The organism is Limnohabitans radicicola (assembly GCF_014837235.1).
Classification (GTDB): domain Bacteria; phylum Pseudomonadota; class Gammaproteobacteria; order Burkholderiales; family Burkholderiaceae_C; genus Limnohabitans_A; species Limnohabitans_A radicicola.
Window position 1 is genome coordinate 309,443 of sequence record NZ_JACYFT010000001.1, and the last position, 12,442, is coordinate 321,884.

Here is a 12,442-nt window from a genome sequence, read left to right on the forward strand (position 1 = left end):
CGAGGGCTTTTTGAAACTCATGCGTTCACCTCGGCATTCAACATGGCGTCGAGGCCATCGAGCAATTCGAGCGGCGCAGGCAAGGTGCAGCAGCCGCCCGCTGGTCCGTCGATACCGCGCAAGAACAGGTACACCGCACCGCCCAGCTGCTGCGCCGGGTTGTAGGCCTCGCCCAGGCGGGCGCGCAGCAGGCGGTGCAGCGCCAGCATGTAGAGCGCGGCCTGCACCTCGTAGCGGTGATGGGCCATGGCCTGGTCCAGGGCCTGTGGTGTGTAGGCCGCATCGTCAGGCCCCAGGTGGTTGGATTTGTAGTCGAGCACCCAGTAGCGGGCTTCGTACTCGAACACCAGATCGGCAAAGCCCATCAGCATGCCGTGCAGCTGCGCATCGGGCAGCTGGGGGCGGCTCAAGCCAGGCAGCAGGTGCTGCTGGCACAAGGCGTCCACCTCGCGGGCATGCAGCCGCTCGGCGGGCAGCCAGAACTCCATCTCGGGCAACAAGGTGCCCAGCGCGTTCAGGGGTGCATCCGGACCACGCAAGGGCTGGGCCACCACACGGGTGAGCCACTGCACCACGTCGTCGGCCTGGCTTGTGTAGCCTGCGTTGTCGCAACGCTTTTTCAGTCGCTCGGCCTTGGGCGCGTCCAGCACAAAACCATCGGCGGCCAGCCATTCGAGCTGGTCGTGCAAAAAGTTGCCTGCGCTCGGGCCTTTGGCAAAGCGGTGCCAGGGGACCAAGGCGCCCAGGGGGTTTGCGGCTGCAGGCAGCGCCTGCGCGTCCACGGGCGGCTCGTCGTCGGCCGGGCGAGGCGGGGCCATGTGCAGCACCGTTTGCGAAGCCAGGTCACGCGTCAGGCGCGAGAAGCTGGCGATCGTCCACGACTTGTCGATGCGGGCGGTGCAGCTCAGCGCGTCGCGCAGCTCGGTGGGGCGCACGGGCCGCGCCCAGACAGTGCACGGCACCTCTTCGCTCGCGCTCACCAGTTGCACCGACAAGCGCTGCTCATCTGCATCTTTTTCCAGCGCTTGCAGCTTGGACAACCAGTCGGTGGCCTCCAATGCCAAACCACCGCCCAGCAAATGGCCTGCCGCGCTGTCGTGGTTGACACAGCTTTTGCCCGAGCCGCGCGTGACAGGGCTCCAGCCCACCCAGAGCGCATGCCGCGCACGCGTGAGCGCCACGTACCACAGGCGCAGGTCTTCGCGCAGGCGGTCGCGGTCGGCCAGCTTCGTGTCGTCTTTGTCAAAGTCCAGCGTCCAGTGCCGCTCGCCCTCGCCGTCGTCCAATTGCAGCACCGGGGTTTTGTGCGCTTCCATCCTGCGATGGCTGTGCGCAAAGGGCAGGCACACCACCGGGTACTCCAGGCCTTTGCTGGCGTGGATGGTGATGACCTTGACCAGGTCTTCGTCGCTCTCCAGGCGCACGGTCTGCTCTTCGCTGTCGCCTGCGCCGCCCGCGTTCACCTCGTCAATCTGCTGGGCCAGCCAGCGGATCAGGGCCTGTTCGCCGTCCAGCTGGCTGCTGGCGGTCTGCAGCAGCTCGGCCAGATGCAGCACATTGGTCAGGCGGCGCTCGCCGTCGTTCTGGCCACGCCAGCGCCCGGCCAGTTGCAGCACGTGCAGCGACTGGCGCAACATGGCCAGCACGCCCTGCTGCAGCCAGACTGTGCGCAACTCGCGCATCTGCTCGGAGCGTTGGTCCAGCAGTTCATCATCGGTGGCCAACGCGTGCAACTCGGCCAGCGACAGGCCCACGGTGCGCGTACCCAGGGCCGCGCGCACGCGGCGCATGTCCTGGGGCTCGGCCACGCCGCGCAGCCACAGGCACAGGTCGCTGGCTTCGTCGCTGGCAAACACCGAGTCGCGGTCCGACAGGTACACCGAAGCCACGCCCCGCACCCGCAAGGCCTCGCGCACGGCGTTGGCCTCCTTGCCGGTGCGCACCAGCACGGCGATGTCTTTGGCTTGCAGGGGCTGGTCGCCCTTTTCAGCGTTGACAAAACGGGCCTGCGGGTCGCTCAGCCAGACCACGATCTGCTCGGCGCACAGGGCCGACAAATGCGTTTGCGCATCGCGCTGGCTGCGCAACGTGGCGTCGTGGACCACGGTCAGGGCTTTCACCTCGCCGTCGAGGGTGGTGAAGACCTCGTTGCGCCCTTTGGCGTCCACGGGCTGGAAAGGCAGCGGGTCTTCATCGCCGCGCCGGTAGCCAAAGGCGTCCGGCGCAATCTGGAACCAGCGGTTGACCACATCGACCACATCTTGGGTCGAGCGGTAATTGGTGCCCAGCACATGGTGGCGACCAGCGGTGGCGCGGCGGGCGCTCAGGTAGCTGTGGATGTCGGCGCCGCGAAAGCCGTAGATCGACTGCTTGGGGTCGCCGATCAACAGCAATGCCGTCTCTGGATCATTGGCAGAGGTTCGGTAGATGCGGTCAAAAATCCGGAACTGCAGCGGCGAGGTGTCCTGGAATTCGTCGATGAGTGCCACCGGGAATTGCTCGCGCAGGCGCTGCGCCAGGCGCTCGCCTGAATCGGGGTCGGCCAGCGCCACATCCAGGCGCTGCAGCATGTCGGCAAAACCGAACAGGCCGCTGCGCTTTTTCAGCTCGGCCATGCGCTGCTGCACATGGGTGCGGGCGTGCAGGCGGGCCGCTTGTGCGGGTTCGGGCAAGGCCTGCAGGGCAGCTTGCAGATCGGCATAGGCTTGCGATTCGGGCGGCAAGTCCACAGGCGGTTCGCCGGGTTTTCGGCATTCGAGCAGGCCTTCGGGCGTGAAGCGGGTCCAGCCTGTCTTCATGTCCGCTTGCAATACCTTGGGTTCGTCGGCACTTTGCGACCACGCTTTGAGGACACCCAGCCATTCGGCGCATTTTTTGTACGTCAGCTTGCGGCCATCCCAGCTGGACTTGTGGTGCTCCAGCTGCCCCTCGATCCAGCCCAGCAGGTTGTCGGCTTTTTCAACCCATCCCTGCTTGAGCGGCGCCAGTTGGGCATCCCGCTCGGCCAGCGCAGCGCCGAAGACCTGCGCCAGCGAGCCGGGGGCGGCGTCTGCCAGCGTTACAGGCATCAGGGCACGCATGTCCTTTTCCAGTGCGGGCACATCGCGCCAGATGCGCTGCACCTGCGCGACCAGCGCTGTGGGCATGGGGTAGAGCTGCTGACGCCAATAGTCCTGCACGGCCTCCAGCCGCAGCGCGGCTTCGTCGCCCACCAGCTGCTCTTCAAACAGGCTGCCACTGTCAAAAGCATGCTCGCGCAGCATGCGCTGGCACCAGGCGTCGATGGTGTAGACCGCCGCGTCGTCCATGGCCTGTGCGGCCAGCGCCAGCCGGTACGCCGCCTGCTCGCGGGGCTCGCCTTCGGGGTATTCGCTTTGGAGTTGCTTCAGGAAAGCATCGTCGGTTTTCGCGATGCCCCGGAACACCTGGGCCGCCTCGGTCAGGCGGGCGCGGATGCGGTCCGACAGCTCACGGGTGGCCGCACGGGTGAACGTCATCACCAGCACATCCTGCGGCAGCATGGGGCGCACGGGTGCGGTGTTCGCGTCGCCATGGCCCAGCACCAGGCGCACATACAGCGCGGCAATCGTCCAGGTCTTGCCAGTGCCTGCGCTCGCCTCGATCAGGTGGCTGCCCCGCAGGGGAAAACTGTGGGGGTTGAGGGTGTGCGCGGTGCTCATGCCTCGTCCCCCTCATCGTCTGCAGGCGTATCTGGCAACGGATCGATGTGGAGTCGCTCAGCCCAGGCTTTCAGGGGTTCGTATACCTTCTGCGCAAGGCGTTCGAACTCGCCCGTGGCCAGCAAGTCCGCCAGCGTAGGGTAGGTGCGGGCCAGGGCCGGGTCCTTGTCCTTTTCTGCACTCTTGTTGTAGTCACCGCCCTCATAGGCATCGGCCAGCGCATTGGTGTTTTTTTTGTCCTTGAGCCACTGCAAGGCCACGCCGGGCGGCAGGGGCAGCGGCCAGCGCATGCCTTCGGCCCAGGTGGCCAGCAGGGCCTGCAACTGGGCACGGGCGGCGTCTGTGTCTTGCGGTTCTGCACGCACCAAGGCATTGCGACCCACCACCACGCACTTGCAGGGTTGATCCATGGCGGCAGCGGCCAGTGACTGCAGCCAGATGTCGATGAGTTTTTCAGGCAATGCGGTGGCCTTGCCCGCTTTCGAAATGCTGACCAGCTTGTTGGCGCGCAGGCTCAAAAGCATTTGTCCACCCTCGCCTGCCAGCAGACCGCCCAGCGCATCCTGCAAGCCAACCTGCGGCTGTCCCAGATCAACCAGCACACGCTCGGCTGCATGAGGGTAATTCTCGCGCTCGCGCCATGCAGCGGCCAGCTGGGTCTGCAGGATGTGGGTGAGCTTTTGGGCTTCGAGCGTGCCCACACCCGCCAGCGGCAAGGCCCCGGCCTCACGCAGGTGCTGCACCACACGCGCTGCATGGCTGGGCAGTTCGTCTGCGCTCAAATCCGCAGGCACGTGCTGCAGTTCATGGTCGAGCAACTGGTACAAGTCCAGCCCGCCCAAGCCAAACAGTTCTTCGTCATGCAGCGCGCTGCGCTCGTCTTCCAAATGCACCTGCAGCCGCTCTCTGAAAAACGCGCCCACAGGTTTGCGCAGGAAGCGGGCCAATTGGGCGAGCGAGATGATCGGGGCCTGCTCGTTGGCGGCCATGAGCGGCGGCAACAACGCAGGCCATCGCGGCGAGGGCGCCGCTCCCACCAATGCCCCTGTAGGAGCGGCGCCCTCGCCGCGATCCCCTGCAGCGCCAATGATTGACCCACCACCGTCGCCGCGATGGTCTTGTTGCGCCGCCCGCCATTCTTTAGCATAGGTCTGCAAACCACTGCCCGCCTCAAAGTAAGCGCGGCTGAACGGTTGCAGCGGGTGCACCGTGGTCAGGCCTTTGGCCGTGTCTTTGCCCCAGAGCAGGTCGATCTCATCGCGCAGCTGCGACACCAGCACCGAAGGCGGTTGTTCGCTGTTGTCCCGCACGCTGCGGCCACTCCAGCTCACGTAGAGCACCTGCCGTGCCGACAACAGCGCTTCGAGCATGAGCTGGCGGTCGTCGTCGCGGCGCGAACGGTCGCCCGGACGCGTCATGCCGGGCAAGCCCATCAGGTCGAAGTCGGCACGCGGGCTGCGGCGCGGGTAGTCGCCATCGTTCATGCCCAGCAGGCACACCGCCTGGAATGGGATGGCCCGCATCGGCATGAGTGTGCAGAACGTCACGCCACCCGCCCTGAAGCGCTGCTCCAGCCGCGGCGTTTTGAGGGCTTCGAGCCAGGCCGATCGCGCCACGGCCAAGGGCACGGCCTCGGCAAAACCCGCTTCGTCGCAAGCCCGCACCCAGTCATTCAAAGCCTGATCCAGCGCTGCGAGCGCATTGCGGTCGTTGTCGTCACGCGGCTTGAACAGCGCCGCGAGCGTGGCGCGGCAACGCTCGGCCCACTGCACAGGCGTGGCGCTTTGCGTGCCGATCTGCCACCAGTCGATCAGGGCCTGCAGCAGGTGCGCCAGCGACCCCGCCAGCTCGGCGTCCAGCCCGCCCACTTCAAAGTAAGGCGATACGCCCAATGAAGCACCGTCGTCCAACGGGTCAGCACCACAGGCATACCCCATGAGCATGCGCTGCACGCCAAACAGCGCCGAATTGTCGTCCCCGCACACACCCAGGCCCAGACCTGCGCGGTGCTGCGCCGACAGGCCCCAACGGATGCCCGAGCCCGCCATCCAGCGCGTGAGCGTGGGCAGGTGTTCATCCTTCAGGCCAAAGCGGGCCGCGAGCGCGGGCACTTCGAGCAGCTCCACCAGCTCGCTCATGCGGCTGCGCTGCTGCGGCAGGGCCAGCAGCCATTGCACCGCGTGGATCAGCGGGCTGACCGCCTGGGCGCCCAGATCGGCAATGTCAAACGGGATGAAACGCGCATCGCCCCGCTTGTACTGGCCAAACACGGCGCGGATCGCCGGGGCCATGACCTCGATGTCGGGCACCATGACCACCACGTCACGCGGCGACAGGGGCCGATCACCCGGGGTCGTGTGGAACCACTGCAGCAGCTGGTCGTGCAGCACCTCGAGTTCGCGCACCGGGCTGTGGGCCACGCTGAAGGTGACCGAGCGGTCGCCTTCGCGCAGCGGCACCGCCGGGGTGCCCGAGCTGGACGGTTCCAGATCGCGGATGCGCCGCTGCAACTGCGCCAGCAAACGTGTGCCGTCTTCGCCGGGCACATCGTCAAAAAAGTCCAGACGGTTCAGCTGTGTGAGCGTCAACGCCGCACGCACATCGTCAAACGCATCGAGCTGGCGAATGAAATCGCGCCCCTGCCGCCCCCAGGCGGCCAGCAGCGTGGGCGCGTGCAAATGCATCTGCGCCAGCGGCAAGCCTGCCAGCGCCTCGCCCCGGTAGGCGTGACGGCGGCGCTCGGCCTGCAGCCACTCGCGTCCGTCGATGATGTCGCCCCAGTGGTACTGGCACGGGTTGGGCACGGCCAGCAGCACCTGGCTGTGCGCGGCCAGCGCCGCCAGCATCTCCAGCAGCTGCCCGGGCATGTGGCTCATGCCGAACACCGACACGCGCCGCGCCACGGGGCTCGCCAGCGGCTGACCCGACTGCAGGTGCGCCAGCGCCCGCGCATGCAGCGCCGGACGGGTGGCCTGGCGCTGAGTCTCGTCCAAAGTGGCCAGCACGCGCCGCCACAGTTCGGCCTGCCAAAGCTGGTCTTCGCCCAGTTCATCCTGGCCAGCGGCCTTGCGCAGCACGTTGCGCCCGGCGGTCCAGTCCTGCAGCCAGTCGGGGCGGTAGATCTGGTACTGGTCAAACAGGTCGGCCAGTCGGCTGGCCAGTTGCAGCAGGCGGTCGGGCTCGTCGCCTCTCAAGAAACCTGCCACGGGTTGGAACACCGGGTCTTGCAGACAGCCAGGCAACAAAGCCATCAGCCGCCAGGTCATGGGCAGTTTGTCCAGTGGCGAATCGGACGGCACGTTGTGCTTGCCCAGCACCTGCCGGTAGGTACGCCACAAAAATCGCGAAGGCAGCTCCACCCGCGTGGCCGCGCACACGCCGCCTTGGCGGGCAAGTTCGATCTTGATCCACTCGGCCATGCCGTTGCTCTGCACCAGCACGACTTCGCTCTCCAGCGGCAGCAAAGGGTGCGTGCGCAACCAGCCCGTCAGGGTGTCGGCCAGCACCTCGGCGCGGTGGCTGTGCAGGGCAATGAAGCCGGGCGAAATGGTGGATGCGGGCATGCAGAAGGGGTGAACCGAGGGCGGCAGAAAGCATCAAGAATAGCCGCAATCCGCCCCGCTACAGGCGCCAGAGGCGAGCGTGTATTTGCCCGTTTTTTAAGCACCGCCCGCCGAGCGAGCAAACACGGGCCCTGGCGCAGTTGTTCATGGACTTATCCACACCTTTGGGCACGGGGTTTGGGGATACCTGCGGGGACAAGGCACCATGCGTTTGAAATCAGTTGACCGGAAACCGGACACAATCGGACCCAAGCCCCCCACCCGATGGAGTCCCCATGAAACACCTGCAACACCTCGCCACCGCCTTGTTGATCGCACTGTTGATGGTGCCTGCCTTGGCGCAGCGCATGTACGACGGCAGTGGCTACCAGATCGGCCGCGTGGATGGCGAGCGTTATTACAGCGCCTCGGGCCAGCAGATCGGGCGGGTCGACGGTGAGCGCGTGTATGACGGCTCGGGGCGGCAACTGGGGCGCATCGACGGCGACAGGGTGTACAGCGCTTCGGGCAGCCAGATCGGTCGCATTGACGGTGACCGCCTGTACAGCGCTTCGGGCTCGCAGATGGGCCGCATCGATGGCGAGCGGCTGTACGACGGCTCGGGCCGCCAGATTGGCCGCGCCGACGGTCTGCGCCGGATGCAGATGATCGTGTTCTTTTATTTCTTCATGTGAATGCGTGGGGGCTTTGTCATGCGCATGACTGGGCCAAGCCTGTTCCCGTTTTAGAGTGGTGGCATGATGCATTTCTACGAACCCCACCTCGGCCACGGTCTCAAGCACGACCCGTTCAACTCGATCGTCGGTCCCCGGCCCATCGGCTGGGTGTCCAGCCGCAGCGCGGACGGGGTGCTGAATCTGGCCCCTTACAGTTTCTTCAGCGCCTTCAACTATGTGCCGCCGCTGATCGGGTTTTCGAGCATCGGGCGCAAGGACTCTCTCAACAACATCGAGGCCACGGGCGAGTTTGTCTGGAACCTCGTCACACGCGACCTGGCCGAGGTGATGAACCAGACCTGCGAGGCGGTACCGCCCGAGGTGGACGAATTTGCATTGGCGGGCCTCACACCCGAGCCTTCGCGCATCGTCAGCGTGCCACGGGTCGCGCAAAGCAAGGTCAGTTTCGAGTGCCGCTGCACGCAGATCCTGCAAATGGAAGACCTGCAAGGCCAGAAGCTCCAGACCTGGATGGTTTTTGGCCAGGTGGTGGGCGTGCACATCGACCAGCGGCTGGTGCCCGGCGGCGTGTATGACACCGCCCGTGCGGGCCACATCCTGCGCGGCGGCGGCCCGGCGGACTACTTCAGCATCGGGCCCGAGCAGCTCTTCAAAATGTACCGCCCCGAGAGCGGTGCGCGCGATTTGCCCAAGTGAATGGCAGGCCCTGTGGCCAGCCACCACGGCTCACTTCATCGTCACCGACAAACCGGGCAATGGCCCGGAAAACCTGACCGACCACTGCTCACCCGCTGCAATCGCAAACGCATCGGTCCAGGTGCCTGTGGTGACCACATCACCCGGCTGCAGATCGGCTGCGCCAGGGCATTGGCGCAACTCCTTCAAAAAGTGGTGCAGCGCCAGCAAGGGGCTGTCGAGCACATTCATGCCTTGCCCTTGGGCCACGGCCTGGCCGTTTTTGTGCAGCGTGGCCAGCGCCTGGGCCAGCAGGGTGTTGAGTGCCGTGGCATCGGCCGCCAGATCACGCACGGGCACGCGTGGCCCGACCAGCAAACGTGCGTGCAGTGCACTGTCGGTCACGGTTTCGCTGGCCGTGAATTGCCAGTCCGGGCAATGCGACTGCACCACCTCAAAACCGGGCGCCAACCATTCGATGGCGTCGAACAACTGATCCACCGAGGCGTTGGCTGCGGGCGTAGCTCGCAGGCCAAACACGATCTCCGGCTCGATGCGCGGCTGGCAAGTCGCCGTGAGGTCGATGTGCCCCTCGCCCTCACAAAATGCCAGACCGCCTGCCCACACGGTGCCCCAGATGGGCGCAAAGACCTTGTACAGCGGCCAGAGGGTGCGGTTGGTGAAACCGATTTTGTAACCCCGGGGCGCTTCGCCACGCTGCAGCCTCAACTGGCGCACGGCGAGCGCTTGCTGGTAGGCCGAAGCCAGATCGGCAGGCACGTCAGCGCGCTCGGCAGGGCCCCAGGGCAGGCCCTGGTCATGGTGCTGGAGGAGTTGTTCAGGGCTCATGCGGCCACTATAGCCCGCGTGACCCACCTCGGCCAGCACAAACGCTACAGTGGAGCCATGGAACAACCGACCCCCGCTCACCTGGCCGCCACGCCCCTGATCGACAGCGACCACCCCGAGGTGATCGCCTTTGCCCGCCAGCATGCACAAGGCAGCGATGCGCGCGAGCGCGCCGTGGCGTTGAACCTGGCCGTGCGCGACCTGATCCGCTACGACCCCTACAAGATCGATCTGTCGCCGCAGGGCATGCGCGCCAGCACGGCGCTGCGCCAGGGTCACGGCTGGTGCGTGCCCAAGGCGGCCTTGCTGGCGGCGGTGTGCCGGGCAGCGGGCATCCCGGCCCGGCTGGGCTACGCCGATGTGCGCAACCACCTGAGCACCGAGCGCCTGCGCCAGACCATGCAGACCGATGTCTTCATCTGGCACGGTTACGCCGACCTCTGGCTGGATGGCCGCTGGGTCAAGGCCACGCCCGCGTTCAACATCGAGCTGTGCAACAAGTTCGGCCTGCTGCCACTGGACTTTGACGGGCGCAGCGACTCGATCTACCACCCCTTTGACCAAGCGGGCAACCGCCACATGGAGTACGTGCAGCAGCGCGGCACGTTTGACGACATGCCGCTGGCACAAATCACCTCGGACTTCCAGCGGGTGTACGGCCACTGGATGCAAAGCCAAAACCAACTGCAGGCCGCCAGCTTCGAGCAGGATGTGCAAAAGGAAACCTGAGTGCGACAGGATTTTTTGGAAAATGGATCCCGTGTTTTTGACCATTCACCCCCTCCAATCTGCATTTCGTCACATGGTGCATGACGGCGTCTGGGGCTTTTTTTAGAGTGCCAGCACTTGAAAAGGAGTTTCCCCATGAGCACTGTCCCCTCTGTCTCACCCCGCTGGCCGCATGTGCGCGCCGCCTTCCACGCCTATGCGCGCTGGCTGGTCTCGATCAGTTGGAAGCGTTTCTGGCTGCTGGCCTTGCTGTTGATGATCGGCACCGGCATCCTCAAAGACCTGCCCCCCTTCAGCTGGTCATGGGGCCCCACTGAAAAAGTGCAGGTGGTGCACAAAAAGGAGATCCGGGTCGCACCGGCGCAAATCCAGATCGTCCACGGGGATGGCCACAGCAGCGAGCAGGTCAAGGAAGGTCTGGACATCTCGATCGATGAAAACGGGGTACGGATCAAGAAACGGACCATCCCCCAGCAGGCCTCGCCTGCGGCATCCGAAGCATCCGGTGCGCAGGGCGCAGCCACTCAGGCGTCTGACCCTGCCAGTGCCGCCTCGGACCAGCCCGCAGACGATGAAGAAGCCACAGTGCACACCGAGTGGCATGAAAAAGCAGGCTTTCGCCTGGGCGACGTGCTGCACGATCTGGCCTTGCTGTGGATCGTGGCGTCGATCATGATCAAGATCACCTACAAAGGCCAGATGCAGGCACGCGAAGAAGCCGTTCAGGCCAGCGCCCACGCCGAGGCCGAGCAGCTCAAGCGACAGCTGGCTGAAGCCCGTGTGGCCACCATCCAGGCCCAGGTGGAGCCGCATTTCCTGTTCAACACACTGGCGTCCATCGACCACCTGATCCAGGTTGATCCGGCCAAGGCCAGCCTGATGCAAAAGAACCTGATCGCCCTGCTGCGTGCGGCCATGCCCCACCTGCGCGGGTCGTCCCAACAAGCGCTGGGCACACTGGGGCAGGAGCTGGACATGGTGCAGCCCTACCTGGAGATCCAGAAAATACGCATGGAGGAACGCCTGGACAGCCACATCGATGTGCCGCAAGGCCTGCTGAGCGCCGAGTTGCCCCCCATGATGCTGCAGACCCTGGTGGAAAACGCCATCAAGCACGGCATTGAGCCCCAGGCCGAAGGCGGCCGCCTGCAGGTCAGCGCGCAAGTGCGCGACGGCCAGCTGGAGATCGCAGTCAGCGACACGGGGGTGGGCCTGAACGCCCTGCCCGGTGGTGCATCCGGTGCGACAGCATCGACCGGTACGGGCCTGAAAAACATCCGCGAGCGTCTGCAGCTGCATTACGGGGCGCAGGCCCAGCTGGCGCTGCTGTCGCAGCCACAAGGCGGCGCACTGGCCCGCCTGCGCTTGCCCTACCGGGTGGCACCGTCCGTCGGCGAGGCAGCACCGCATCAGCCACCTGCCCCCAACGAAAGCAGCGCCGCATGAACCGATGGCCAGCCCGGGCCATCCTGGCCGACGACGAGCGCCTGATGCGCGACCAGCTGGTGCTGGCCCTGCAGCAGGCCTGGCCCGAATTGCGCATCGAAGCGCAAGCGCGCAACGGCCAGGAGGCGCTGGCGGCGGTGCAGCAATGGCGCCCCGAGGTGGTGTTCCTTGACATCCGCATGCCCGCCCTGAACGGCATCGACACGGCGCGCGCCATCGTGGACTGGGCCGATGAACAGGACACCACGGCCCCCGAAATCGTGTTCATCACCGCCTACGACCAGTACGCGGTCGAGGCGTTTGAGCACGGCGCGGTCGACTACATCCTCAAACCCGCCGAACCCGAACGCCTGGCCAAAACCGTGGCCCGGGTGTGCCAGCGCCTGCAGCAGCGGCACCAGGACGCATCCCCGGTGGCCAGCGATGCCGTGCCGCCACCACTGCTCGCACAGGTGCTGCAGCAGCTCACGCGCCAGATGAAACCGCAGGCGAGCGCCCCACTGCGCTGGATTCAGGCCAGCCTGGGCCAGAGCCTTCAGATGGTGCCTATCGAAGAGGTGCTGTTTTTCAGCAGCGACGATAAGTACACCCGTGTGCGCACGGCCACGCAGGAGCACTTCATCCGCAAGCCGATCAAGGAATTGATCGACGAGCTGGACCCCGAGGTGTTCTGGCCCATCCACCGCGCCACCGTGGTCAATGCCCGTGCCATCGAAGCAGCGCGGCGCGATGACCGGGGCCGCCTGGTGCTGAGTCTGCGCGGCTGCAGCGAAACGCTGGTGGTCAGCCGCAACCACAGCGCCCGATTCAAAAGCATGTAAGC

General features: G+C 65.7%; 8 protein-coding genes. 5 read left to right on the forward strand and 3 right to left on the reverse strand.

Annotated elements, in window-relative coordinates:
• Positions 1-17 precede the first annotated feature (17 nt).
• The gene (recB, locus tag IC609_RS01570; protein ID WP_191817698.1) at positions 18-3,680 is read right to left on the reverse strand and encodes an exodeoxyribonuclease V subunit beta; all 3,663 of its coding nucleotides are present in this window, start codon (positions 3,678-3,680) and stop codon (positions 18-20) included.
• A complete protein-coding gene (gene recC, locus IC609_RS01575; protein ID WP_191817699.1) occupies positions 3,677-7,243 on the reverse strand; it encodes an exodeoxyribonuclease V subunit gamma in 3,567 nt (1,188 codons plus the stop codon). The genes recB and recC overlap by 4 nt, the downstream gene beginning before the upstream one ends.
• A gap of 275 nt (positions 7,244-7,518) precedes the next feature.
• On the opposite strand from recC, the gene IC609_RS01580 reads away from it, so the two are divergent.
• Together IC609_RS01580 and IC609_RS01585 are read left to right on the forward strand one after the other, a co-directional pair.
• The gene (locus IC609_RS01580) at positions 7,519-7,917 is read left to right on the forward strand and encodes a 5-fold beta-flower protein (RefSeq protein ID WP_191817700.1); all 399 of its coding nucleotides are present in this window, start codon (positions 7,519-7,521) and stop codon (positions 7,915-7,917) included.
• 63 nt (positions 7,918-7,980) lie between these two features.
• On the forward strand, positions 7,981-8,616 hold the full coding sequence (locus IC609_RS01585; protein ID WP_191817701.1) for a flavin reductase family protein: 636 nt from the start codon (positions 7,981-7,983) through the stop codon (positions 8,614-8,616).
• A gap of 30 nt (positions 8,617-8,646) precedes the next feature.
• Here the strand turns inward: IC609_RS01585 and IC609_RS01590 are convergent, their stop codons facing one another.
• The gene (locus IC609_RS01590; protein ID WP_191817702.1) at positions 8,647-9,444 is read right to left on the reverse strand and encodes a 2-keto-4-pentenoate hydratase; all 798 of its coding nucleotides are present in this window, start codon (positions 9,442-9,444) and stop codon (positions 8,647-8,649) included.
• 57 nt (positions 9,445-9,501) lie between these two features.
• Here IC609_RS01590 and IC609_RS01595 point away from each other — a divergent pair, with 57 nt between their 5' ends.
• From IC609_RS01595 to IC609_RS01605, 3 genes are all read left to right on the forward strand, one after another.
• Complete coding sequence (locus IC609_RS01595) at positions 9,502-10,173, forward strand: transglutaminase-like domain-containing protein (RefSeq protein ID WP_191817703.1); 672 nt, start codon at positions 9,502-9,504, stop codon at positions 10,171-10,173.
• Positions 10,174-10,308: 135 nt separating this feature from the next.
• On the forward strand, positions 10,309-11,619 hold the full coding sequence (locus IC609_RS01600) for a sensor histidine kinase (protein ID WP_191817704.1): 1,311 nt from the start codon (positions 10,309-10,311) through the stop codon (positions 11,617-11,619).
• The gene (locus tag IC609_RS01605) at positions 11,616-12,440 is read left to right on the forward strand and encodes a LytR/AlgR family response regulator transcription factor (RefSeq protein ID WP_191817705.1); all 825 of its coding nucleotides are present in this window, start codon (positions 11,616-11,618) and stop codon (positions 12,438-12,440) included. The genes IC609_RS01600 and IC609_RS01605 overlap by 4 nt, the downstream gene beginning before the upstream one ends.
• The last annotated feature ends 2 nt before the right edge of the window (positions 12,441-12,442 follow it).

Excerpts from the sequence above, each read along its gene's own strand:
- recB (WP_191817698.1), bottom strand. The coding sequence starts at position 3,680 with ATGAGCACCGCGCACACCCTCAACCCCCACAGTTTTCCCCTGCGGGGC.
- recC (WP_191817699.1), bottom strand. The coding sequence starts at position 7,243 with ATGCCCGCATCCACCATTTCGCCCGGCTTCATTGCCCTGCACAGCCAC.
- IC609_RS01580 (WP_191817700.1), top strand. The coding sequence starts at position 7,519 with ATGAAACACCTGCAACACCTCGCCACCGCCTTGTTGATCGCACTGTTG.
- IC609_RS01585 (WP_191817701.1), top strand. The coding sequence starts at position 7,981 with ATGATGCATTTCTACGAACCCCACCTCGGCCACGGTCTCAAGCACGAC.
- IC609_RS01590 (WP_191817702.1), bottom strand. The coding sequence starts at position 9,444 with ATGAGCCCTGAACAACTCCTCCAGCACCATGACCAGGGCCTGCCCTGG.
- IC609_RS01595 (WP_191817703.1), top strand. The coding sequence starts at position 9,502 with ATGGAACAACCGACCCCCGCTCACCTGGCCGCCACGCCCCTGATCGAC.
- IC609_RS01600 (WP_191817704.1), top strand. The coding sequence starts at position 10,309 with ATGAGCACTGTCCCCTCTGTCTCACCCCGCTGGCCGCATGTGCGCGCC.
- IC609_RS01605 (WP_191817705.1), top strand. The coding sequence starts at position 11,616 with ATGAACCGATGGCCAGCCCGGGCCATCCTGGCCGACGACGAGCGCCTG.